The sequence below is a fragment of the Thioalkalivibrio sp. ALE22 genome (assembly GCF_000381445.1).
Lineage (GTDB): Bacteria > Pseudomonadota > Gammaproteobacteria > Ectothiorhodospirales > Ectothiorhodospiraceae > Thioalkalivibrio.
On record NZ_KB906509.1, the window covers coordinates 73744 to 97395 of the forward strand.

The following is a 23652-nucleotide window of genomic DNA, read 5'->3' on the forward strand; positions in this document are numbered from 1 at the left end:
TCCCTGCGAATATTCGATTGAGTACCGGGAACCGTCCGATTTTTCCGCGTCAGGATAGGCTTTGAGCCCTATCGGTCGATTAGCAACGGCTAATTGGCACACCTCCTGCAGGAATACCGGCAAGACGAGCCAACGGCGGTTCGTCGCCTGACAACAGGGAGACCCGACGACCGGGCCTCCCACGGGACTGGACAAAGGCGTCCATCACCCGGCTGCAAACGCGGCCGGGCTGATGCGACGCCTTTTTTCGTTTTTGGGATGTGTTTGCTGACAAGGGGAGTGAACCCGCAATGACCGATCACACGAATGACACGAAAAAGACCTCCGGCCTGTCGCGCCGGCGTTTCCTGGGCGGCATGGCCGCCGGGATCGGCGCGACCGCGCTGGGTGTTTCCGGGGCCGCGCCGTGGGGCTATGCGAAGGCCGGCAACGGCAAGCCGGAGACGACCGAGGCGAAGCTGGGCTTTATCGCCCTGACCGACGCCGCGCCGCTGTTCGTCGCGCTGGAGAAGGGATTCTTCGCCGCCCATGGCATGCCCGACGTGCAGGTGCTGAAGCAGTCCTCCTGGGGCACGGTGCGCGACAACCTGGAACTGGGCTCGCGCCGCGGCGGTATCGATGGCTCGCACATCCTGACGCCGATGCCCTACCTGATCCACCGCCGTGGCACGCCGATGACGATCCTCGCGCGGCTGAACCTGGCCGGGCAGTGCATCTCGGTGGGCGACGAATACGCGGACCTGAAGGTCGGGACCGACACTACCGAGTTCAAGGGCGCGCTGGCCGAGAAGGCCGCCGGCGGTGACGACATCCGCGCGGCGATGACCTTTCCCGGCGGGACCCATGACCTGTGGATCCGCTACTGGATGGCCGCCGGTGGGATCGACCCGGATCGCGACATCGCCACCATCGTCGTCCCGCCGGCGCAGATGGTCGCCAACATGCGCGTCGGTTCCATGGACACCTTCTGTGTCTGCGAGCCCTGGAACATGCAGCTGATCAACCAGGGCATCGGCTACACCGCGAACACCACCGGCGAGCTCTGGCACAACCACCCGGAAAAGGCGCTGGGGATGCGCGCGGACTGGGTGGAAGCCAATCCGAATGCGGCCCGCGCCCTGACAATGGCGGTAATGGAGGCGCAGATGTACTGCGAGGATCCGGCGAACAAGGAAGAGGTCGCCGAGATCTGTTCGCGCCGGCGCTACATCCACGCCCCGTACGCCGACATCATCGATCGCATGCAGGGGAACTTCGACTACGGCACCGGCCGCGTGGTCGAGGACCACCCCGACCAGATGCGCTACTGGAAGGACCAGGCCTCCTATCCCTTCAAGAGCCACGACCTGTGGTTCCTTACCGAGGACATCCGCTGGGGTTACCTGCCGCCGGATCTCGACATGCAGGCCCTGGTAGACGAGGTCAACCGCGAGGATATCTGGCGCGAGGCGGCCGACACGCTTGGCATCGATTCGGCCGACATCCCCGAATCCACCTCGCGCGGCCAGGAAACGTTCTTCGACGGCAAGGTCTTCGACCCGGAAGACCCGCAGGCCTACCTCGACAGCCTGGAGATCAAGGCGATCGCGTCCTGACGCGGTGGCCCGCCGACACCTGCACAGACGATTCAAGAGGATTCGATGATGAGTGCCATTCTCGATCGCAACATGACCTTCGGCGCCGGGCGCGAACGCCCGGCGGCCGCGGAGACCTCCACGGCCCCGGTGGCCCGCTCGGCCCCGCCGTCGGCCCGGTCCGGCGGTGCCCCGCCGCCCGACCCCGGGCTCTGGGGCCGGCGTATGCGCCACGCGGCCACCGTGGTGCTGCCCCCGGTGATCGTGACCGCGATTTTTTTGTTTCTGTGGGAAATGATGACGTCCTCCCAGGGAGCCGTACTGCCCGGCCCGAGTCAGGTGATCACCGACACCTGGGAACTGATCGTCAATCCGTTCTATGACCACGGTGGCAACGACGTGGGCATGGCCTGGCAGCTGCTTGCCAGCCTGGAACGTGTGGCCTACGGCTATGCCCTGGCGGTGGTGGCCGGGATCGGTCTCGGCGTGCTGGTCGGCCAGTCCACCTGGGCGATGCGCGGGCTGGACCCGCTGTTCCAGGTACTGCGCACTGTACCGCCGCTGGCCTGGCTGCCGATCTCCCTGGCCGCGTTCCAGGCCAGCAACCCGTCGGCCATCTTCGTGATCTTCATCACCGCGATCTGGCCGATCATCATCAACACCTCGGTCGGCATCCGGAACATCTCGCAGGACTACGTGAACGTGGCCCGCGTGCTGCGCCTGAACGGTCTTGAGTACTTCACCAAGATCATGCTCCCGGCCGCCGCGCCGTATGTCTTCTCCGGTCTGCGCATCGGCATCGGCCTCGCCTGGCTGGCGATCGTCGCCGCCGAGATGCTGATCGGCGGGGTCGGCATCGGCTTCTTTATCTGGGATGCCTGGAACGCCTCCATGCTCAGCGACATCGTGCTGGCCCTGGTCTACGTCGGCCTGGTCGGGTTCTTCCTCGACCGCCTGGTCGCGATCGTCGGCAAATGGGTCACCCGCGGCACGCAGGCCGGCTGATCCGGCCCCTCACAGGAGAATCATCATGACCAGCTATCTCTCCATCGAACACGTCCACAAGACCTTTGGCGAAGGCCCGACGGCCAGCGAGGTGCTGCGCGACGTCGACCTGCACGTGGACCGCGGCGAGTTCATCTCCATCATCGGCCACTCCGGCTGCGGCAAGTCGACGGTGCTCAACATCGTCGCCGGGCTGCTGGAGACCAGCACCGGCGCGGTGATCCTGGATGGCAAGGAGGTCAGCAAGCCGGGTCCGGATCGCAGTGTCGTGTTCCAGAACCACTCCCTGCTGCCCTGGCTGACCGTGCGCGACAACGTGGCGCTGGCGGTGGACAAGACCTTCAAGGGCACCAAGTCCGCCGCCGAACGCCGCGAGTGGATCCTGCAGACGCTGGATATGGTCGGCATGAGCCACGCGCTGGACAAGCGCCCGGACGAGATCTCCGGCGGCATGAAGCAGCGCGTGGGCATCGCCCGGGCGCTGGCGATGGAGCCGAAGGTCCTGCTGATGGACGAACCCTTCGGCGCGCTTGACGCGCTGACCCGGGCGCACCTGCAGGACGAGGTGATGCGCATCCAGTCGGAGCTGGGCAATACCGTGCTGATGGTCACTCACGACGTGGACGAGGCGGTGTTGCTGTCCAACCGCATCGTGATGATGACCAACGGCCCGGCGGCGACCATCGGCGAGATTCTGGAGATCGACCTGCCGAAGCCGCGCGAGCGCCTGGCGATGGCCGACAACGCCGATTACAACCACTACCGGGCCGAGGTGCTGCGCTTTCTCCACGAGCGCCACAAGAACCCCGAGTCGGAGGCCGCGTGATGGATACCGCGAACGACAAGCCGCGGCTGGTCCTGATCGGCAACGGCATGGCCGGAATGCGCACGGTCGAGGAGCTTTTGAAGCTCAAGCCGGACATGTACGACATCACCGTGTTCGGTGCCGAGCCCTGGGGCAACTACAACCGCATCATGCTCTCGCCGGTACTGGCCTCGGAGAAGACCGTCGACGAGATCATGCTGAACGACGATGCCTGGTATGCCGAACGCGGCATCACCCTGCACAAGGGCAAGCGCATTGAGCGGATCGACCGCGTAAACCGGCGGGTGATCGCCGAGGACGGCACCGAGGCGCCCTATGACCGCCTGCTGCTGGCGACCGGCTCCGACCCGGTGATGATCCCGGTGCCGGGGCACGAACTCGAGGGCGTGGTCGCCTTCCGCGATATCCACGACGTGGACGCGATGCTCGCGGCCAGTCGCGCACACCGGCATGCGGTGGTGATCGGCGGTGGCCTGCTAGGCCTGGAGGCCGCCAACGGTCTGATGCGCCAGGGCATGGAGGTCACCGTGGTGCACCTGATGGATCACCTGATGGAGCGCCAGTTGGATGCCGAGGCCGCCGGGATGCTGCGCGGCTCGCTGGAGCAGCGCGGCATGCGTTTTCGCATGGCGCACCAGACCGAGACGATCCTGGGCGAGGACCGCGTCACCGGCGTGCGCTTCACCGACGGCAGCGAGGTCGATGCCGATCTGGTGGTGATGGCGGTCGGCATCCGCCCGAACACCGCGCTGGCCGAGTCCGCCGGGCTGCACTGCGAGCGCGGCGTGGTGGTGAACGACACCATGCAGACCTATGACCCGTCGATCTATGCGGTCGGCGAGTGCGTGCAGCACCGCGGCGCCACCTACGGCCTGGTCGCGCCCCTGTGGGAGCAGGCGAAGGTCTGCGCCAACCACCTGGCCGAGTACGGCATCGGGCGTTACGAGGGCTCGATGACCTCCACCAAGCTGAAGGTGACCGGGATCGACCTGTTCTCTGCCGGCGACTTCACCGGCGACGAGACCACCGAGGACCTGGTGTTCAAGGATGCCGCGCGCGGCGTCTACAAGCGCCTGGTGCTGAAGGACAACCGGATCCAGGGGGCGGTGCTGTACGGCGATACCCTGGACGGCTCCTGGTACTTCCAGCTGATGCGCGATGCCACGCCGGTGGCCGACATCCGCGAGAACCTGCTGTTCGGCCAGGCGCATATCGGTGACTCCGGCCACGGCGACGAGGCCTCGCGGGTCGCGGCGATGCCCGACGAGGCCGAGATCTGCGGCTGCAACGGCGTGTGCAAGGGCGAGATCGTCCAGGCAATCAGCGAGCACAAGCTGTTCACGCTGGAGGACGTGCGCGCCCACACCAAGGCGTCGAACTCCTGTGGCTCCTGCACCGGGCTGGTGGAGTCCGTGCTCGCCACCACGCTGGGCGGCGACTACTCCGACGCCCCGGCGAAAAAGCCGGTCTGCGCCTGCACCGACTACAGCCACGACGAGGTGCGCGCGGCGATCAGCCGCGACGGGCTGAAGACCATGGACGCGGTGTTCGAGGCCCTCGACTGGAAGACCCCGAACGGCTGCCATGTCTGCCGCCCGGCGCTCAACTACTACCTGCTGGCGGCCTGGCCGAAGGACTACCAGGACGACGCCCAGTCGCGCTTCATCAACGAGCGTGCCCACGGCAACATCCAGAAGGACGGCACCTATTCCGTCGTGCCGCGCATCTGGGGCGGAGTGACCACGCCGGCCGAGCTGCGCGCGATCGCCGAGGTGGCCGAGCGCTACCAGGTGCCCACGGTCAAGTTCACCGGTGGCCAGCGCATCGACCTGTTGGGGGTCAAGAAGGTCGACCTGCCGGCGATGTGGCGCGATCTCGGCGCCGCCGGGTTTGTCTCCGGGCATGCCTACGGCAAGGCCCTGCGCACGGTGAAGACCTGTGTCGGTTCCGAGTGGTGCCGCTTCGGCACCCAGGACTCGACCGGGCTCGGCATCCAGCTGGAGCGGATGACCTGGGGCTCCTGGACCCCGCACAAGTTCAAGATGGCGGTCTCCGGCTGTCCGCGTAACTGCGCCGAGGCGACGATCAAGGACCTGGGCGTGGTCTGCGTGGACTCGGGCTACGAGCTGCACGTGGGCGGCAACGGCGGGGTGAAGGTCCGCGCCACCGACTTCCTCTGCAAGGTGGAAACCGAGACCGAGGTGCTCGAATACGCCGGGGCCTTCATGCAGTTCTATCGCGAAGACGCGCGCTACCTGGAGCGCACCGCCCCGTGGATCGAGCGCGTCGGGCTGACCCGCGTGAAGGAACGCCTGGTGGACGACGCCGAGAACCGCGCCGCGCTGTACGCCCGCTTCCTGGAGTCGCAGGAGGTGGCGCAGGTGGACCCCTGGGCCGAGCGGGCCGCCGGGCATGCGGCGCACGAGTTCATCCCGATCACGCCGGTGGACGCGGCCCCGCGCCAGGGGGTGTCGGCATGAGCTGGCTCGCGATCTGTCCGCTCGAGGACATCCCGTCGCTGGGTGCGCGCGTGGTGGCGGGCCCGAACGGCGACATCGCCGTGTTCCGCACCGCGGATGACCGCGTGTTTGCCCTGCGCGACCAGTGCCCGCACAAGGGCGGGCCGCTGTCGCAGGGCATCGTCCACGGCGAGCGCGTGACCTGCCCGCTGCACAACTGGGTGATCGACCTGCAGTCCGGCGAGGCCACCGGGGCGGACAGTGGCTGCACCCATGCCTTCCCGATCCGGGTGACCGACGGTCAGGTGTGGCTGGATCTCTCCGGCGCCACGGCCAATTCCGCGGACGATCCCTCGGCAGTGCCGGTCGCCTGCCGCGAGGCGGGCTGAGATGGCCACGGCTGAGCCGGCGACCCGCACCACCTGCCCCTATTGCGGGGTGGGCTGCGGCGTGGAGGTGACCGCGACGCCGGAAGGCGAGTTTCCGGTCGCGGTGCGCGGCGACCTCGCCCATCCGGCGAATGCCGGTCGCCTGTGCTCCAAGGGCGCGGCACTGGCGGAGACCCTCGATGACGAGGGCCGGCTGCTGCACCCGGAGATCGGCGGGCGGCGCGTCGACTGGGAGACCGCGCTGGATCATGTGGCGGACGGCTTTCGCGAGACCATCGCGGCATACGGGCCGGATGCGGTCGCCCTGTACGTCTCCGGGCAGATCCTGACCGAGGACTACTACGTCGCCAACAAGCTGATGAAGGGCTTCGTCGGCTCGGCCAATATCGACACCAACTCCCGGCTCTGCATGTCCACGGCCGTGGCCGCCCATACCCGCGCCTTCGGGGTGGATGGCGTGCCGGGGAGCTATACCGACCTCGAGCAGGCCGATCTGGTCGTGGTGACGGGCTCCAACATGGCCTGGGCCCACCCGGTCCTGTTCCAGCGCCTGCAGGCCGCCCGCGCGGCGCGGCCCGGGATGAAGCTGGTGGTGATCGACCCGCGGCGCACGGCCACCGCCCAGGCGGCCGACTTGCACCTGCCGCTGGCGCCGGGCACGGATGCCTGGCTGTTCAACGGCCTGCTGGACCACCTGCGCCGGGAGGATGCGCTGGACCCCGGCTTCCTGGAGCGCCACGTCGACGGCTTTGCCGATGCCCTGGCGGCCGCGCGGGCCTCCAGCCCGTCGATCGCCGCGACCGCCGAGGCCTGCGAGCTGGAGCCGGAGGCGGTGGCGACGTTCTTCCAGTGGTTTGCCCGTACCGAACGCACCGTGACCGCCTTCTGCCAGGGCATCAACCAGTCCGACAGCGGCGTGGACAAGGCCGGGACGATCCTGAACGTCCACCTGGCCACCGGCCGCATCGGGCGCCCGGGCATGGGCCCGTTCTCGCTGACCGGCCAGCCGAACGCGATGGGCGGGCGCGAGGTCGGCGGACTGGCCAGCCAGCTGGCCGCGCATATGGGCTTCGACGACGCGGCCCTGGACCGGGTCGGGCGTTTCTGGGGCGCGCCGAATCTCGCCCGCCAGCCGGGGCTGAAGGCGCTGGACCTGTTCCGCGCGGTCGAGTCGGGGCAGGTGAAGGCGGTCTGGATCATCGGCACCAATCCGCTGTTCAGCCTGCCCGAGGCCGCGCGCTTCGAGCAGGCCCTGGCCGAATGCCCGCTGGTCGTGGTCTCCGACTGCGTGCGCGAGACCGAGACCACGCGGGTGGCCGACGTCCTGCTGCCGGCGACCACCTGGGGCGAGAAGGACGGCACGGTAACCAACTCCGAGCGCCGCATCTCGCGCCAGCGCCCGTTCCGGGCGCCCCCGGGCGAGGCCCGCCACGACTGGTGGGCGCTGGCCCGAGTCGCGCAGCGGCTGGGTTTCGCCGACGCCTTTCCCTATACCCATCCGGGCGAGATCTTCCGCGAGCATGCGGCGCTGTCCGCCTTCGAGAACCACGGCACGCGCGACTTCGACATCGGCGCACTGGCCAGGCTGTCCGACGCCGAGTACGAGGCCCTGGAGCCGGTGCAGTGGCCGCTGCCGGCGGGGAGTCGGACGGGCGCCGAACACCTCTATGCCGATGGCCGTTTCTTCACCGCCAATGGCCAGGCGCGGCTCGCGGCCGTGACTCCGCAGGCCCCGACCGACCCCGTCGCTGCCGACTATCCGCTGCGCCTGAACACCGGCCGCATCCGCGACCAGTGGCACAGCATGACCCGTACGGGATGCACCCCGCGCTTGAGTGCGCATCAGCCGGAGCCGTTCGTCGAGATCCATCCGGTGGATGCCGGGCTGTTCCGGGTCCAGGCCGGCGATCTCGCCGAGGTGACCAGTCGCCACGGACGCCTGCTGGCGCGGGTACAGGTGAGCCGCGAGCAGCGCCCGGGCAGCGTGTTCGTGCCCATGCACTGGAGCCGGCCGATCGCGCGGCTCGCCCGGGTCGATGCGCTGGTGCCCGCGCATGTCGACCCGGTCTCCGGCCAGCCGGCGTTCAAGCACACGGCCGTGGCCGTGCGCCCGGCGGCACTGGACTGGCACGGCTTCGTGCTGAGCCGCGAGCCGATCGCCGCACCGGACGCGGACTATGCGGTGACCGCCCGAGGTCCCCGACACCTGCGCACCGAACTGGCTGGGCGCGGCGCACCGCCCACGATGGATGCGTGGCGCGAACGTCTGGACGGGCCGGGGGAATGGCTGGAGTTCGCCGACCCCGCCGGGGGGCGCTACCGCGCCGCGCGGATCCACGAGGGCCGGCTCGCCTGCGTGCTGTTCGCGGGCCCCGACCGGGGCCTGCCCGAGCGCGAGTGGCTGGGTGGCCTGTTCGCGGCCGAGACCATCAGCGATACCGAGCGCATGGCGCTCCTGACCGGGCGACCGCCGAATGGCCAGGCCGCGCGTGGGCGCATGGTCTGCGCCTGCTTCGGCGTGGACGAGACACGCATCCGTACCGCGATCCGCGAGCAGGGGCTGGCCACCTGCGAGGCCGTGGGTGCGGTGCTCGAGGCGGGGACCAACTGCGGCTCCTGCCGATCCGAGATCCAGACCCTGTTGAATGAAGAAACCGAGACGCCCACGGACCCCGTGGCGCGGGAGGGATAAGCATGGAACACCTGCCGATCTATATGCAGTTGCACGGCCGCGAGGCCCTGGTGGTCGGGGCCGGGCCGGTGGCCACGCGCAAGGCGGCGCTGCTGCTGGAGGCCGGGGCGCGGGTGCGCCTGCGGGCCCCGGCGTACAGCGACGCCGCCGAGCGCCTGCTGCGCGAACAACCGGGAGCGATCAGCCGCGATCCGGGGATCTATGACACCGAATGCCTGGCGGGGGTGGCGATCGTGATCGCCGCCACCGGCGACGCGGCGGTCAACCGCCAGGTCTCGGAGGACTGCGTCGCGCGCTCGATCCCGGTGAACGTGGCCGACCAGCCCGAGCTGTGCAGCTTCATCCTGCCGGCGATCGTGGAGCGCGGGCCGCTGACCATCGCGATCGGCTCCGGCGGCCGCGCCCCGGTGCTGGTGCGCCTGCTGCGCGCGAAGATCGAGAGCCTGATCCCGGCCGGCTATGGTCGGCTGGCCGAACTCGCCGGGCGGCTTCGCGACCGGGTGCGCGCCCGTTTCGAGCACGTGAACGCCCGCCGCGCCTTCTGGGAGCGGGCCTTTGCCGGGCCGGCCACCGAGCTGGCGCTGGCCGGGCGCATGGACGCGGCCGAGGCGCGCCTGGAACAGGAACTGGCGGACGCTGCGGCTAGCACGCCGGGCGAGGTCTACCTGATCGGCGCCGGGCCGGGCGATCCCGACCTGCTGACCTTTCGCGCGCTGCGCCTGCTGCAGCAGGCGGATGTGGTCGTCTACGACCGCCTGGTGTCCTCCGAGGTGGTGAACCTGGCGCGGCGCGAGGCCGAGCGTTTCTATGTCGGCAAGGAGCGCGACCACCACTGCGTGCCGCAGGAGGAGATCAGCGCGCTGCTCTCCCGGCTGGCGCGCGAGGGCAAGCGCGTGGCGCGGCTGAAGGGCGGCGACCCGTTCGTGTTCGGCCGTGGCGGCGAGGAGCTGGACGTGCTGGCGCGCGACGGCGTGGCCTACCAGGTCGTCCCCGGCATTACCGCGGCCAGCGGCTGCGCCGCCTTTGCGGGCATACCGCTGACCCACCGCGACCATGCCCAGTCGGTGCGGTTCATCACCGGCCATACCCGCGAAGGGCGGCTGGATGTGGACTGGTCGCAGCTGACCAGTACCCGCGAGACCCTGGTGTTTTATATGGGCCGCAAGGGGGTGGGCGAGATCTGCCGGGGGCTGAAGGGTGCCGGCCGCGCCGGACAGACCCCGGCGGCGATCATCGAGAACGGCACCACCGCCCGCCAGCGCGTGGTCAGCGGCACGCTGGATACCCTGGCCGCGCGTGCCGAGCGCGAGCAGGTGGGTTCGCCCAGCCTGATCGTGATCGGCGAGGTGGTGGCCTGCCACGCGCGTCTGGCCTGGTTCCAGCCGGATGACGGGGCCGCCACGGTGTTTCCACAGCCGATGCCGGTGCCAATGTCGGGGTCGGGGCCGCGCACTGCGGCGGCGAGTGCGGCGTGACGGCCGCATCCGTCCTGCCGGAGGCGGCGGCCGGCGCCCTCGCGGGTCGCCGGGTGGCCTTGCCGGAGAGCCGGGCGCTGGAGGTCTTCGCCGGTCTGCTGGAGCGGCGCGGGGCCGAGGTCTGGCGCTGCCCGCTGATCGCGATCCACGACAGCCCCGACCGCACGGCGATCGAGGCCTGGTTGCACAGGGCGATCGAGGCCCCGTTCGATCGCCTGATCTTCCTGACCGGCGAGGGCTTTACCCGCCTGACCGGCTTTGCCCGGCGTGCCGGAGGAGAGGACGCCTGGCTGGCCGCCGTGGCGCGGACGCCCACCCTGGTGCGCGGCCCCAAGCCCGGCCGGGCGATGAAGCCTTTCGGCGTGCGGCCGGATGCGATCGCGGCCGCACCGACGACCGAGGGCATCATCGAGACCCTTTCTGGGCAGGATCTGGCCGGACAGCGTATCGGGGTGCAGCTCTACGGCGCGGAACCCAACCGCCGCCTGCTCGGGTTCCTGGAGCAGGCGGGCGCCGAAGTCTTTCCCGTCTGGCCCTATCGCTATGCGGACGCCGCCGAGACCGGGCGCGTGAGCGGGCTGATCGAGGCCCTGATCGCGGGGGAGGTGGATGCGATCGCCTTCACCAGCCAGGCCCAGGTCCGGCGCCTGCTGCACGTCGCCCGCGACGCGGGGCGCGAGGACGCGCTGCTGGCAGCGCTCGGCCGCACCGTCGTCGCCGCGATCGGCCCGGTGGTGGCCGACGAGCTGCGCGCCCACGGGGTGCACCCGACGGTGGTCCCCGAGAGCCGCTACTTCATGAAGCCCCTGGTCTCGGCGCTCACCCGACATCTGCGGGCGGCTGCGTAGGGAACTTGTGGCCTGGGCGGATGGCCCACGGATTGAATCCCCTGCGGTGATCCGGGCCATGAAACCAACGTCCACACGGCGTTCGCGCCGATCCTTCCTGCGCTGGATGGCCGGCTCCGCCCTTGCGGCCGGGGCGGGCTGGCCGGTCGTCGCGGGCGCCTCCGAAGGCCGTGAACCGCAGCGCAAGCCGATCCCGTCGTCCGGGGAACGCATCCCGGTGATCGGCATGGGGACCTGGATTACCTTCAACGTGCCGGAGGACCCGGAGGCGCTGGCGGTGCGCACGCGCATCCTCGACACCTTCATCCGTCGCGGCGGCGGAATGATCGACTCCTCCCCGATGTACGGCCGCGCCGAGGCGGTGGTGGGCCACGGGCTGCGCGAGCTGGGGCATCCGGAAGGTGCCTTCGCGGCCACCAAGGTCTGGACGCGCAGCACCGCTACCGGGCGCGAGCAGCACGCGAAATCCCGGGAGCTGTGGGGCGTCGACACCCTCGACCTGCAGCAGGTGCACAACCTGCAGAACTGGGAGGCCCACCTGGAGACGCTGCGCGAGCGTCGCACGGCGGGGGAGCTGCGCTATATCGGCGTGACCACCTCGCACGGACGCCGCCACGACGAGCTGGAGCGTATCCTGCGGCGCGAGGATCTGGACTTCGTGCAGCTGACCTACAACATCCTCGACCGCGAGGCGGAACAGCGCCTGTTGCCCATGGCACGGGAGCGCGGGGTCGCGGTGATCGCCAACCGGCCGTTTCGGCGCAAGGCGCTGATCAATCAGTTCGAGGGTCATCCTCTGCCGGACTGGGCGGCGGAGATCGAATGCGCGAACTGGCCGCAGTTCCTGCTCAAGTTCATCGTCTCGCATCCGGACGTGACCTGCGCGATCCCGGCGACCTCGGTCGTGGCGCACATGGAGGAGAACATGGGCGCGCTGTACGGCCCGCTTCCGGATGCCGATATGCGCAGCCGCATGGTTGCCTACGTCGGCGACCTGTAGGAGGCCAGCCCTCTGGCCGACGAGTCTAGTCGCACTCCGAATCGGCCAGAGGGCTGGCCTCCTACAGTAATGACTTTCAACCCATGGATACGGGGTAGATAGATGCTGCCGTTCGATAGCGCCACCTGGCTGGCCATCCTGGGCCAGTACAACACCGCCATCTGGCCGCTGCACGCGGTCGGTGCCCTGCTCGCGCTGGTGGCCGTCGCGCTCGCGTTCACGGGCTGGCGCGGGGCGGCCCGTGTCTTGGGCCTGATGCTGGGCGTGCTGTGGATCTGGACCGGAGTGGTCTTCTTCGGCGGCTCGCTCGCACCCTTCCACTTCGCCTCTGAATGGCTGGCCGGGGTCTTCGTCGCCCAGGGCCTGATGCTGCTGTTCGCGCTGACCCTGATGGGCCAGGCCCGCTTCGGCTGGCCCGGCGGGCTGGCGGGCAGCGGCGCGGTCTTGATGATCGTCTCCGCGCTGGCCGGCTATCCATTGCTCGATCTCGCGCTGACCGGTGCACCCTGGGCCCAGTTGCAGTACGTCGGCGTCGCGCCCGGTCCGACCATGCTGCTGACGCTCGGGCTCCTGCTGCTCGCCCGCCCGCGGCCCCCGCTGGTGCTGGCCATCATCCCGCTCCTGTGGGCGCTGGTCACCGGATTCATCGCCTGGGAGCTGGGCCTCTGGCTGGAATACCTGCCGGCCGCGCTGGGTGTGCTCACCTTCGGGTTGCTGCTGGTGCGCTGGCTGCGTTCGGGTGATCGGGCTCGTTAAGATGACGGCTGATTCCGACAAGGAGACCGTCATGTCCATCGAAGTGATCCATCGGCCGGAGCAGGACCATCTGGAGCGTCTGGGGGTGTTCGACTGGCCGGTGTGGGAGAAGGAGGTTTCGACCTTCCCCTGGCACTACGACGAGCGCGAGGTCTGCTACATCCTGGAAGGCCAGGTGACGGTGACGCCGGATGATGGAGGCGAGCCCGTCACCGTGGGCGAGGGCGATCTGGTGACCTTCCCCGAGGGTATGGGCTGCACCTGGGAGATACACCGCGACATCCGCAAGCACTACCGCTTCGGCTGAGGCTCGTGTCAGTGGATTGAGTTGACCACTGTAACGTTACAGATTACATTTTAGTCGTGTGCCAAGGAAGGCCGATGATCAGGAAGATTCGTCACAAGGGGCTCAAACGGCTTTACGTGAAGGGCGACCGCCGTGGGTTGCCGGCGGACCATGTGGAAGACCTGGAAGATATTCTCGCGCTGCTGGATGCGGCGACCCATCCCGGACAGCTGGATCTGCCGGGATTGGATTTTCATCCGCTACGTGGGGATCGCGCGGGCTTTTTCTCGGTGCATGTGAATGGCAACTGGGTTGTCACCTTCACGTTCAGTGGAAACGATGCGGATCAGGTGGATTATGAAGACTACCATTGAGCCTCAGGAACACGCGGCGATGCGGAACCCGCCCCACCCAGGGCGGATCCTGCGCCGGCGTGTGCTGCCCGGGCTGGGCCTTTCGGTGACCGAGTTTGCGCAGCATCTGGGGATGTCCCGCAACGCGGTCTCGCGCGTCCTGAACGAACATGCCGCGATCTCGCCGGACTTTGCCGTGCGCCTCGAGAGCGGTGGCATCGGCGAGGCGCGCCACTGGCTCGCCATGCAGACGAACTTCGATCTGGCGCGGGCCGAATCCCGCGACGAGAACCACATCCGGCGCTTCGCGGCCGCCTGATTGTGGCGGGCCCTTGCGGTCAGCCGCATTGGGCAAGAAGTTCAGCCAGTCGAAGCGTCGGTTCGCGCCCGGGCTGGCAGCAACCGCCAGCACAGGGTGCGGTTGCGCGCAGCGACACGCACCTTCGGGTCCACGATCCCCGGGCTTCGTCATCCCGGAAACCGCGTAGCGGTTATCCGGGATCTCCGCGGTTGGGGGTGTCCCGACGTGGGAGATCCCGGCTCTTCGCTGCGCTGCGGCCGGGATGACGAGGGGGGGGGAGTGCGGTGGCCGGGGTTGCTCCATCGAGGAACAGGGCCTGGGAGTAGTCCCCCGAGCTTGGGCTTCCTGCGCCGGGCTGTCGCCGGTACGGCTGACGCTCGGCGCCAATCAGGAAGGAAAAGGATTTCGCTCACGCCCTTCCCGCAGTTTTTGTGGGAGCGCGCGTGCGCGCGAATGCAGGGCCCGATCCGGGGCTGACGCCGGTTCGCGGCCAAGGCCGCTCCCACACGGGCTTTAGCGGGCGAGCCAGTGGGTGTCGAGGGGGGTGTTGAAGGTCTCCTCGACGCGGCGCAGGTAGTAGAGCATGTCGACGGGCAGGTTGATGCCGTCGTGCATCTGCAGGGGATAGAGGTCGGCGGCGATCACGCAGTCGGCGATGGAGGGGTGGCCGAGGTAGAAGCGACTGGCGGCCAGGTGTTTGGCCAGTTCCGGCAGGTGGCTGAGCTTGGCGAGCTGGTTGTAGCCGTCGTAGCGGTCGTTGGCCAGTTCTTCCAGCGACATGCCGAAGCGGTGCTGTACCTGAGCCTTGAAGTCGGCCAGGGCCTCGGCGCTCTCGCCGATGCCGTGAAAGCCCGGTGCCAGCGGGGCGTAGAGGCGGTCCAGTACGATCTCCACCTTGGCGCGCCAGTCCACCAGGGCCTGCCAGGCGTCCTCGGCGATCACGCCGTCGGACAGCGGTTCGCCGGTCGGGAACAGGCGGTCGATGTCGCGCAGCGCGGCGAGCGTGTCGGTGACCAGGGTGCCGTCATCCATCTGCAGGATCGGCGACTGGCGCGCCACGCCCAGCTCGAAGAAAGTCTCGTCGTCGAACCAGTCCAGCGCGCGGGTTTCGAGCTCCACACCCTTGTAGCCACAGGCCAGGCGAAGGCGGTCGGCCTTGGCGTCGTGCGGGAAGTGGTAGAGCGTGGCCACGGGGCTATTTCCCGCGCTGGGCGTGGCTCAGGATGAAGTCCCACTGGTCCTGGGTGATGGGCATGACCGACAGGCGGTTGCCGCGGCGCACCAGCGGGCAGTCCTCGAGCTGCGGCTGCTGCTTCAGCCAATCGAGGGTGATGATATCGCCGAATTTTTCCTCGAAGGCGACGTCGACGCGCAGCCAGCGCGGGTTGTCCGGGTCGCTCTTGGGGTCGTAGTGCGGGTCTTCGGGGTCGAAGGCGCAGGAGTCCGGGTAGGCCTCTTTCTCGATACGCAGGATACCGACGATGCCCGGTGGCTTGGCGTTGGAGTGGTAGAAGAAGGCGAGATCCCCCTTCTTCATCTCGTCGCGCATCATGTTGCGCACCTGGTAGTTGCGGATGCCGTCCCAGGGCTCCACGCCGACGCGCTCCAGGTCGTCGATGCTGAACTCGTCGGGCTCGGACTTCATCAGCCAGTAGGCCATGCGGGCTCCTCGTGCCAAGTGAGGGGGTGGTCAGGTGTGCGTATTGTGCCGCGCGCGGTCCGGCAGCGCATGCCAGCCCTGTTCGGTCACGACGGCATCCAGCGGCACGTCCCAGGGCTGGGTGGGCAGCGCCGGCACGCCCTGCAGCGAGTGGGCTACGCCGATCAGCTTCGGCCGGCCGATGCCGAAGCGGCGCCGGGCGAAGTAGCGGTCGTAGTAGCCCGCCCCCATGCCCATGCGGTTGCCAGCCGTGTCGAAGGCCACCAACGGCATCAGTACCACCTGCATCTCGCGGCGCCAGATGCGCGGGGCATCGGGGCAGGGTTCGGCGATGCCGAAGCCGTTGTGGCACAGCGCATCCCCGGGCCCCCAGGCATGGAAGTGCATGCGGCCGGGGCGTTTGTCGTCCATCACCGGCAGGGCAACGCGGGTGCCGCGTCCGGCCAGGGCGACGGTCAGCGGTGTCAGGTCGACCTCGCCGCGCAGGCCCCGGTAGGCGCCGACGCAGCGCGGCTGCCAGCGCTCGAACCAGCGCAGCAGGTGTTCGCAGATGGCGGCGGAGTGCTGGTCAAGCTGGGCGTCCGACAGCGCGGCGCGGGCGCGGCGCAGGCGCAGGCGCAGGGCGCGCAGATCGTCGGGCGATAGCGGGTCTGGGACGGAGACGGTTTCCGAAGACATAGGGATCGGGCTTGAGAAAAGTGGACGCGCCCCGCGGGCGCCGGCGTGACCTTTGACCTTGAACCTGAGGTTCAGGTGGGAGAAGTCTCCGAATCTTTAGGCTTTCCGCTCGAAGACGGACCTGCACAGCGAAACGGAAGTACTCGGTCCCGTGGTGAAGAATTAAGGCTCAAGGGTACCACCGGGCCACAATCGAACGCCGCAGCGACGCGTCCGGCTCCATTATGGACCAATCGCCCCGGGGTGCGCGCAACCCCCGTGACAGTGGGGGATCCACAGGGATATGAGTGCTTCAGCACTGCTCCCAGGGCAGGCCGTGGTAGCGCCAGCCGCCGCGGGTGGAGCGCTGGTGGTGTTCGTCCAGCGGGCCCTCGAAGCCTTCCTCTACCGAAAAAACATGTTCGATGCCGGCATCCACCAGGGCCTGGCCGGCATCCAGAGTGCGCTTGCCGCTGCGGCAGATCAGGTACAGGGCCGGGGCTTCGTCGCTGTGGTCGCTGACGCCGCCCAGCAGCAGCTTGCGGACCTGGGGCACGAACTGCGGGTTCACCGTCCAGTCCGGTTCGTCGATCCAGGGGATGTGGACCGAACCGGTCGGATGGCCGACAAACAGGTATTCCATGGTCGAGCGGATGTCGATCAGCAGGTCCCGTGGGCGTGCCTGCAGCCGCTCGTAGGTCTCCACCGGCGAGATGCGAATGGGGGTTCTGGAAGGGTTGTCTGGGGGCATGGTCTCGATCCGGCTATCGGGGTGGGCGCCGTCCCTGGCGCCCGAGTGGACTACATCACGAAGTCGAGACGTTCCTGGACCCGGTCGATCCCGGCTTGCGCGCATTCCTCGTCGAGGTCGCCGCCCGGCGCCCCGGAGACGCCCACCGCACCCAGCATGCTGCCGGCCGCTTCGACGGGTAAGCCACCGGCCAGCATGATGATGCCGTCCACATGGTTCATCTCCATGCGGATGTCTTCGCGGTTGTCGCGGAAGTTGGCGGAGGTAGTGCCGGACATGGTGACGGCGCGGGCCTTGTCGCCGGCGATCTGGATGGTCTGCACGCCCGCCATGCGATCGCGCAGGACCACCTGGTCGTTGCCGGCCCGGTCGACCACAACGACCGAGGTCTGGTACCCCATGTCGCGGCAGGCCTCGACGGCGCCCATGGCGATGTCATTGGCCAGCTCCAGGGTCATGAAGCGCTGGGTGTAGACGTCATCGGCCTGGGCGCTGCTGGTCAGGCCCAGGCAGAGGGCGGCAACGGCGCCGGTGGCGAGTCGGGTCAGGGATTTCGGCATGGTGTCCTCCTTTTGTGGTCTTTAATGCTGCACACCGATCATGGCAGATAGGGGACGGGGTTGCCGAGGGCTGCATTCCACAGGCTGCCGACCGGCCGCCGGGTAGGGGAACAGGCGACAGCCGCGCCGCCCGCGGCTACACTACGCGCATGTCGGGAAACAGCTTTGGACGACTGTTCGTCGTCAGTACCTTTGGTGAGAGTCACGGGCCGGCCCTGGGCGCGGTGGTGGACGGTTGTCCGCCCGGTCTGGAGCTGTGCGAGGCGGATCTGCAGTTCGATCTCGACCGCCGCCGGCCGGGGCAGTCGCGCCACACTACCCAGCGGCGCGAGCCGGACCAGGTGCGAATCCTCTCGGGCGTGTTCGAGGGTCGCACCACCGGCACGCCGATCGGGCTGCTGATCGAGAACGTGGATCAGCGTTCCAAGGACTACAGCGAGATCATGGATCGCTTCCGTCCCGGGCATGCGGACTACACCTACCATCAGAAATACGGCGTGCGCGACTATCGCGGCGGCGGGCGCAGCTCCGCGCGCGAGACGGCGTTGCGGGTTGCGGCCGGCGGCATCGCCCGGCGCTACCTTGAACAGCGCTACGGCATCACCATCCGCGGCTGGCTGTCCCAGCTGGGCCCGATCGCGCTGGAGGCGAAGCAGCCGGAGATCGCCAACGACAACCCGTTCTTCTCCCCGGACCCGGACAAGGTGCCGGAGCTGGAGGAGTACATGGACGCCCTGCGCAAGTCGGGCGACTCCATCGGCGCGCGGGTCACCGTCGAGGCCACCGGCGTGCCGGCCGGCTGGGGCGAGCCGGTATTCGACCGCCTGGATGCCGAGCTGGCGCATGCGCTGATGAGTATCAATGCGGTTAAGGGCGTGGAGATCGGCGCGGGCTTTGAGTCCGTGACCCAGCGCGGCACCGAGCACCGTGACGAGATCACCCCCGAGGGTTTCCTCTCCAACCACGCCGGCGGCGTGCTGGGCGGGATCAGCACCGGCCAGGCGGTGCGCGCCAGCATCGCGATGAAGCCGACCTCCAGCATCCGTCTGCCCGGGCGCAGCATCAACACCGCGGGCGAGCCGGTCGAGGTGGTGACCAAGGGGCGGCACGACCCCTGCGTGGGCATCCGCGCGACCCCGATCGCCGAGGCGATGATGGCCCTGGTGCTGATGGATCACGCTCTGCGCCATCGCGGGCAGAACGCGGACGTGGCGGATACCGGCCTCGCACTGCGCGATCATTCCGGCGAATGACGCGGCCGTCCGGCCGTAGTCTCCTGAACCGCTAGGGCCCCTGCAATGGCCGTGACGCAGAACGCGCGCCTGTCCGGGGTCTATTTCTTCTACTTCGCCAGCCTCGGTGCGTTCATGCCGTTCTGGGGGCCGTATCTCTCCGAGGAGGGGTTCAGCGGCGCCCAGATCGGCGAACTGATGGCGATCGTGCTGGCGACCAAGATCATCGCCCCGAACGTCTGGGGCTGGCTGGCCGACCGTGCTGGCGCGCACATGCCGATCGCGCGCTGGGGCGCGCTGGGCGGGGCGGTGGCCTTCACCGGCGTGCTGCTGTACACCGGCTACTGGTGGCTGGCGGTGGTGATGGCCGCCTACAGCTTCTTCTGGAATGCGATCCTGCCGCAATTCGAGGCGACCACCATGCGCTCGCTGGGGCAGGATGCGCACCGCTATGCCCTGGTGCGGCTATGGGGCTCGGTGGGCTTTATCGTCGCGGTGGCGCTGCTGGGCTGGGCCTTCGATCACATCGACGTGGCCTGGCTGCCGTGGATCGTGCTGGCGATCCTGATCGCGGTGGTGGCGGCCGCGCAGTTCGTGCGCGAACCGGCGCGCAACCACGAGGAAGACAACAACGCCCCACCGCTGCTGACCGTGCTGCGCCGGCCGGAGGTGATCGCGCTGTTCGTGGCCTGCTTCTTCATGCAGGCCAGCCATGGGCCCTACTACGCCTTCTTCACCCTGTACCTGGAACAGGCCGGGTTCTCGCGCGCGGTGGCCGGGCAGCTGTGGGCGCTGGGGGTCGCGGCCGAGGTGGTGCTGTTCCTGCTGATGCCGCGGCTGATCCTGCGCTTCGGGGCCTGGCTGCTGGTGTCGGCGGCCCTTATTCTGACCACGCTGCGCTGGGGGCTGCTGGCGGCGGTGCCGGATTCGCTGCCGATGTTGCTGTTCATTCAGGTGCTGCATGCGGCCAGCTACGGGGTGTACCACGCGGCGGCGATCTCGCTGATCCACTATTTCTTCCCGGGCCGGCTGCAGGGGCGCGGGCAGGCGCTGTACTCCTCGCTGGCCTTCGGGCTGGGCGGGGCGATGGGCTCGCTGGTGGCCGGCTATCTGTGGGACGGCATCAGCCCGGCCTCGGTGTACGTGTTCGCGGCGTTCCTGGCGGCGGCCGGGGTGATCGCCTCGGTGTACGGCGAATGGCGTTTCCGCACCCCGGTGCGAACCCTGTAACTGGCACGTTGCGGCAAAGCTTCGTAGGGTGCGCATACCCCGATGGAACGACAGAACCGGATGGAACAAACGATGATTCGAATTGCGATTGCGGGCGCCGGCGGGCGCATGGGCCAGAACCTGGTGCAGGCGGTGGACGAGCACCCCGAGGCGCAGCTGGGCGCGGCCAGCGAGCGGCCGGGTAGCGAGGCGATTGGAGAGGTCGTCGGTCAGGAGGGCCAGGTACGCCTGGTCGAGGACTTGGCAACCGTGACCGACGACTTCGACGTGCTGATCGACTTCACCGCGCCGCAGGCCACCATGCAGCACCTGGATCTGTGCGCGCGCGCCGGCAAGGCGCTGGTGATCGGAACGACCGGTCTCGACGCGGAGCAGGAACAGCGCCTGCGTAGTGCCGCGGAATCCTTGCCGATCGTCTATGCCCCGAACATGAGCGTCGGGGTCAACCTGACCTTCAAGCTCGTGGAGCTGGCCGCGCGGGCGCTGGGCGACAGCGTGGACGTGGAGATCCTGGAGGCGCATCACCGGCACAAGGTGGATGCGCCCTCCGGTACCGCGCTGAAGCTGGGGCGTGTGGTCGCGGAGACGCTGGGACGGGACCTGGAGCACGATGCCGTGTATGGCCGCGAGGGCCAGACCGGCGCCCGCGACCGTCGCACCATTGGCTTCGCCACGGTACGTGGTGGCGACATCGTGGGTGAGCACACCACGCTGTTCGCGGGCGACGGTGAGCGTGTGGAGATCACCCATAAGGCCTCCAGCCGGACCGTGTTTGCTTCCGGTGCGGTGCGGGCCGCCGTCTGGCTGGCTGGTGCCGGCAATGGGCTGTTCGATATGCAGGATGTACTGGGGTTGCGGGACCTCTAACCAGCGGCGCCGACAGGCGCTTCATCGGCCTCAGTATCCTTTGCTGTCCGTGTCTCGGTGCCTTCGTCTAGCCGCCTTCCTCGTGGTGGCTGGTCCTGGTTCGACATCCGGTGTTTAGGGTGCCTTCGGTCCGCCGCTTGCGCTGTATTGAAGGCTGGTCCCGGTTCATCCTTCGGTGTTTACGCTGCCTTCGGTCCACGTACTGCCGTGCGCTGACTCGCCAGCGCGCCCCGAGGCACTTTCTTGCTTGCCCAAGAAAGTGCCCAAAGAAGGGCACCCGGATTTCGCCCGGGAACCTTGCTCCAGGGCCCTCGGGCCGGCGGCGCTGAACTCGCTACGCTGCGCTTCGCTCAGACATCCAGCGCCTTCTTCCGGCCCGAGAACCCTTCCGCAAGGGGCTCCATACGGGGGAGGAAGGTCAAGACAGGAGGTATTCCGACCCCGCGACACAACAACGGCCCTGCCGCCTGAAAGCCCCCAGCGCCCGCTTGCGGGCGCGGCACGCAACGGCCAAAGGCCGAGCGTGCCCAAGATGTCCGAAAGCCTAGCCATCATCACATTAGCTATATCGCTGGGATAGCCGTTGTTTGGACCTGCCCCCCGTTGTCGTCGCGCCGAGTGGAGAGGGTTTTCGCGGGATCAGAGGCGCTGGATGTCTGAGCGGAGCCGAAGGCGCAGCGAGTTCAGCGCCGCCCGCGAAAAGCCTCGGAGCGAGGGAAACCCCGGCCCGCGCAGCGGGCCGGGGTCGCGGCAGTCGGGCGTGTTTCTTGGTGACTTCTTTGCACGAGCAAAGAAGTCACTCGGGGCGCGCTGGCGAGTCAGCGCCGGGCAGTATGTGGACCGAAGGCACCGTAAACACCAGAGGACGAACCAGGCCTAGCCAAAAATCGGCAGGTTGCGGACCGAAGGCACCCTAAACACCGGATGCCGAACCAGGACCAGCCACCACAAGGCAGGCGGCAGACCAAAGCCACCGAAAACACCGGATGACGAATATGGGGTAGCGGGTGGAGGGCCGTCCTTGGGCCGGGCATGCCCGGGAGAAAGGGAGGGCGGCGGGGCGGCGCCAACAGCGCTAGCGCGACGAGCCCAGGGTTTGTTCAATGCGGTCGGCGAGGGCGACCAGCCGCGCCGAACTGCCGGCGGAGTCGCCGCCGGCCTTCTGCTGCTGGCATTCCAGCAGCTCGTGCGCCAGGTTCAGCGCCACCATCACCGCGATGCGCTCGGCCCCCACCACGCGGCCGCCATCGCGCAGCTCGCGCATGCGTTCGTCAATCAGAGATGCGGAGGCAAACAGGTCGGCACGCTCGTCGGGCGGGCAGGCGATCTGGTACTCCTTGCCCATGATGGAGACGCGGACGGGTTCGGACTGGCTCATTCGCTGTGCTCCATCGAGCGCAGGCGCGCGATCATGTTCTCGACCCGGTGGCGGGCCTGCTCGTTGCGCTCCTTGAAGGCCGCGCGCTCGCCCTTGAGCTGGCGGACCTGCTCCTGCAGCAGGTGGTTTTCCTCGCGCAGGGCCGCGTGCTCCTCCAGCAGGCGCGTGATTGCGGTCTCCAGGCGTTCGGTCGGGTCGATCGCGGAATCGTCGTTCGGCTGCATGGCCTCGGTCCCGGTTGGCAGGCGGCCTTCGCCGCAGGGCATGTGATCCATGGAGTCTAGGAGGGCTTCGCGCGAAGCGTCAACTTGGGCCATCTTCTTGCTGGAACACCTTCACTTTTTACGGGTCGCATACTTGCCGATCCGAGGTTTGTTGCGGCCTGGTGCCCGCGCTGGCCACAATACGGCGAATCCCGTTCCCAGAAAGTGTTGCTGCCCATGACCCAGCCCCCCGAACCCGGCCCCGAAGCCACCGTGATCGAGGGCACGGCCCATAACGGAAAGCCGTGCCGGATCGTCGACAACACGGGGACCGTGCCGCACGCGGAGCTGGAACAGCTGTTGAACGCCTTGATCGAAGAGAAAAGGTTCGGTCTCAATATGCTGTCCTCCACCGGTTCCAGCGCGATCAAGCTGGGCGAGCCGCAGTTCACCCACCTGCAGGTGGGTGACGATCTCTACCGCTTCCTGCTGTTCCCCTACGAAGCGCGGCTGGAGAGCTTCTGATGGTCGGCGACCCAGGCACCGGCAACGCGAAGGCGCAGGACGGACTGGAGCGCGATCCCGTCGCCCTGCGCGAACAGCTGGAGCACGGACTGCGCAGCATGGGTTTCGCGCAGACCCCGGCCTCCGCCCACGGGCTGTTCACCGGCTGCCTGGTGGCGGACCCGGGCGCCGACGTCGACGCCCTGGTGCGCAGCCTGGGCGAGGCGTTGCCTTTGACCGAGGGCGCCGGGGAGAACTTCGGCAAGACCGTGGAGGCCATCCGCCGCGCGCTGCTGGCCCAGTTGTACGACGTGGAGCTGGGCTTCGGCCCGCTGCTGCCGGAGGACGAAGCCATCGAGGCGCAGGCGCAGGCTCTGTCGGAATGGGTGGACGGCTTCATCGCCGGGCTGGGGCAGACGCCGCGCCTGGGCAAACTCAAGCCGTCGGCCGAAGCCAGCGAGATCCTGCGCGACTTCGCCGAGATCGCGCGTATCGAGCTGGAGCCGGACGACGACGAGGAAAACGCCGCCGCCTTCGAGGAGCTTAATGAGTATGTGCGCGTGGGCGTGCTGCTGATCGCCGACGAGCTGGCCCCGGACGACCCGAAACGGATCCCGATGCAATGACGCGAACGCGACAAGCCCCC

The 23652-nt window shown here is 68.4% G+C and carries 25 protein-coding genes and 1 other RNA gene; 18 read left to right on the forward strand and 8 right to left on the reverse strand.

Annotated features, from left to right (window positions below; genetic code table 11):
• Nucleotides 1-290: 290 nt before the first annotated feature.
• The 13 genes from F793_RS0110880 to F793_RS0110940 all read left to right on the forward strand — a co-directional run bounded on the left by F793_RS0110880 (nt 291) and on the right by F793_RS0110940 (nt 13982).
• Nucleotides 291-1595, forward strand: a complete 1305-nt coding sequence (locus F793_RS0110880) for a CmpA/NrtA family ABC transporter substrate-binding protein (RefSeq protein ID WP_018866406.1) — start codon at nt 291-293, stop codon at nt 1593-1595.
• Nucleotides 1596-1643: 48 nt separating this feature from the next.
• Entirely contained in the window at nt 1644-2579 is a 936-nt protein-coding gene (ntrB, locus tag F793_RS0110885; RefSeq protein ID WP_018866407.1) for a nitrate ABC transporter permease, read from the forward strand.
• A gap of 25 nt (nt 2580-2604) precedes the next feature.
• Complete coding sequence (locus tag F793_RS0110890) at nt 2605-3405, forward strand: ABC transporter ATP-binding protein (protein ID WP_018876963.1); 801 nt, start codon at nt 2605-2607, stop codon at nt 3403-3405.
• On the forward strand, nt 3405-5885 hold the full coding sequence (nirB, locus tag F793_RS0110895; protein WP_018881234.1) for a nitrite reductase large subunit NirB: 2481 nt from the start codon (nt 3405-3407) through the stop codon (nt 5883-5885). Before F793_RS0110890 ends, nirB begins: the two co-directional genes overlap by 1 nt.
• Nucleotides 5882-6253 (forward strand): nitrite reductase small subunit NirD, encoded by a 372-nt coding sequence (gene nirD, locus F793_RS0110900; protein WP_018881753.1) that lies wholly within the window; start codon nt 5882-5884, stop codon nt 6251-6253. The genes nirB and nirD overlap by 4 nt, the downstream gene beginning before the upstream one ends.
• Nucleotide 6254: 1 nt before the next feature.
• On the forward strand, nt 6255-8945 hold the full coding sequence (locus tag F793_RS0110905) for a nitrate reductase (protein ID WP_018881752.1): 2691 nt from the start codon (nt 6255-6257) through the stop codon (nt 8943-8945).
• Nucleotides 8946-8947: 2 nt separating this feature from the next.
• Nucleotides 8948-10420: a siroheme synthase CysG gene (gene cysG, locus F793_RS0110910; RefSeq protein WP_018881751.1), complete on the forward strand. Its 1473-nt coding sequence runs from the start codon at nt 8948-8950 to the stop codon at nt 10418-10420.
• The gene (locus F793_RS0110915) at nt 10417-11268 is read left to right on the forward strand and encodes a uroporphyrinogen-III synthase (protein WP_018881750.1); all 852 of its coding nucleotides are present in this window, start codon (nt 10417-10419) and stop codon (nt 11266-11268) included. Before cysG ends, F793_RS0110915 begins: the two co-directional genes overlap by 4 nt.
• A gap of 58 nt (nt 11269-11326) precedes the next feature.
• Nucleotides 11327-12268, forward strand: a complete 942-nt coding sequence (locus F793_RS0110920) for an aldo/keto reductase (protein ID WP_026280636.1) — start codon at nt 11327-11329, stop codon at nt 12266-12268.
• A 102-nt stretch (nt 12269-12370) separates the two neighbouring features.
• Nucleotides 12371-13024 carry a DUF6064 family protein gene (locus F793_RS0110925; RefSeq protein ID WP_018876956.1) on the forward strand — a complete coding sequence of 218 codons (654 nt, stop codon included), beginning with the start codon at nt 12371-12373 and terminating at the stop codon, nt 13022-13024.
• Nucleotides 13025-13055: 31 nt separating this feature from the next.
• A complete protein-coding gene (locus tag F793_RS0110930; RefSeq protein ID WP_012982192.1) occupies nt 13056-13331 on the forward strand; it encodes a cupin domain-containing protein in 276 nt (91 codons plus the stop codon).
• 74 nt (nt 13332-13405) lie between these two features.
• Nucleotides 13406-13684 carry a type II toxin-antitoxin system RelE/ParE family toxin gene (locus tag F793_RS0110935; RefSeq protein WP_018877995.1) on the forward strand — a complete coding sequence of 93 codons (279 nt, stop codon included), beginning with the start codon at nt 13406-13408 and terminating at the stop codon, nt 13682-13684.
• 19 nt (nt 13685-13703) lie between these two features.
• Nucleotides 13704-13982 carry a HigA family addiction module antitoxin gene (locus F793_RS0110940; protein WP_018877994.1) on the forward strand — a complete coding sequence of 93 codons (279 nt, stop codon included), beginning with the start codon at nt 13704-13706 and terminating at the stop codon, nt 13980-13982.
• A gap of 495 nt (nt 13983-14477) precedes the next feature.
• On the opposite strand, the gene F793_RS0110945 is transcribed toward F793_RS0110940, so the two are convergent.
• The 6 genes from F793_RS0110945 to F793_RS0110965 form a co-directional block, all read right to left on the reverse strand.
• Entirely contained in the window at nt 14478-15155 is a 678-nt protein-coding gene (locus F793_RS0110945) for a glutathione S-transferase family protein (RefSeq protein WP_018877993.1), read from the reverse strand.
• 4 nt (nt 15156-15159) lie between these two features.
• Nucleotides 15160-15624, reverse strand: a complete 465-nt coding sequence (locus F793_RS0110950; RefSeq protein ID WP_017941841.1) for an EVE domain-containing protein — start codon at nt 15622-15624, stop codon at nt 15160-15162.
• Between the two features lie 30 nt (nt 15625-15654).
• The gene (locus tag F793_RS0110955) at nt 15655-16302 is read right to left on the reverse strand and encodes a 5-formyltetrahydrofolate cyclo-ligase (protein WP_018877992.1); all 648 of its coding nucleotides are present in this window, start codon (nt 16300-16302) and stop codon (nt 15655-15657) included.
• A gap of 25 nt (nt 16303-16327) precedes the next feature.
• Nucleotides 16328-16513: non-coding RNA, 6S RNA (gene ssrS, locus F793_RS13840), on the reverse strand.
• Nucleotides 16514-16594: 81 nt separating this feature from the next.
• Complete coding sequence (locus tag F793_RS0110960; protein ID WP_018877991.1) at nt 16595-17032, reverse strand: rhodanese-like domain-containing protein; 438 nt, start codon at nt 17030-17032, stop codon at nt 16595-16597.
• A 50-nt stretch (nt 17033-17082) separates the two neighbouring features.
• Nucleotides 17083-17592: a heme-binding protein gene (locus tag F793_RS0110965; protein WP_018877990.1), complete on the reverse strand. Its 510-nt coding sequence runs from the start codon at nt 17590-17592 to the stop codon at nt 17083-17085.
• Between the two features lie 149 nt (nt 17593-17741).
• Here F793_RS0110965 and aroC point away from each other — a divergent pair, with 149 nt between their 5' ends.
• The 3 genes from aroC (at nt 17742) to dapB (ending at nt 20921) form a co-directional block, all read left to right on the forward strand.
• Nucleotides 17742-18845 (forward strand): chorismate synthase, encoded by a 1104-nt coding sequence (gene aroC / locus F793_RS0110970; protein WP_018866423.1) that lies wholly within the window; start codon nt 17742-17744, stop codon nt 18843-18845.
• Between the two features lie 45 nt (nt 18846-18890).
• Complete coding sequence (locus F793_RS0110975; protein ID WP_018879846.1) at nt 18891-20054, forward strand: MFS transporter; 1164 nt, start codon at nt 18891-18893, stop codon at nt 20052-20054.
• 72 nt (nt 20055-20126) lie between these two features.
• The gene (gene dapB / locus F793_RS0110980) at nt 20127-20921 is read left to right on the forward strand and encodes a 4-hydroxy-tetrahydrodipicolinate reductase (protein ID WP_018881749.1); all 795 of its coding nucleotides are present in this window, start codon (nt 20127-20129) and stop codon (nt 20919-20921) included.
• A 1075-nt stretch (nt 20922-21996) separates the two neighbouring features.
• On the opposite strand, the gene F793_RS0110985 is transcribed toward dapB, so the two are convergent.
• Nucleotides 21997-22299 carry a cell division protein ZapA gene (locus F793_RS0110985; RefSeq protein ID WP_018866426.1) on the reverse strand — a complete coding sequence of 101 codons (303 nt, stop codon included), beginning with the start codon at nt 22297-22299 and terminating at the stop codon, nt 21997-21999.
• Nucleotides 22296-22523 carry a cell division protein ZapB gene (gene zapB / locus F793_RS0110990; RefSeq protein WP_026280280.1) on the reverse strand — a complete coding sequence of 76 codons (228 nt, stop codon included), beginning with the start codon at nt 22521-22523 and terminating at the stop codon, nt 22296-22298. The genes F793_RS0110985 and zapB overlap by 4 nt, the downstream gene beginning before the upstream one ends.
• 216 nt (nt 22524-22739) lie before the next feature.
• On the opposite strand from zapB, the gene F793_RS0110995 reads away from it, so the two are divergent.
• Both F793_RS0110995 and F793_RS0111000 read left to right on the forward strand, forming a co-directional pair.
• The gene (locus F793_RS0110995) at nt 22740-23027 is read left to right on the forward strand and encodes a hypothetical protein (protein WP_017941481.1); all 288 of its coding nucleotides are present in this window, start codon (nt 22740-22742) and stop codon (nt 23025-23027) included.
• A complete protein-coding gene (locus F793_RS0111000) occupies nt 23027-23632 on the forward strand; it encodes a UPF0149 family protein (RefSeq protein WP_018881747.1) in 606 nt (201 codons plus the stop codon). Before F793_RS0110995 ends, F793_RS0111000 begins: the two co-directional genes overlap by 1 nt.
• Nucleotides 23633-23652 lie beyond the last annotated feature (20 nt).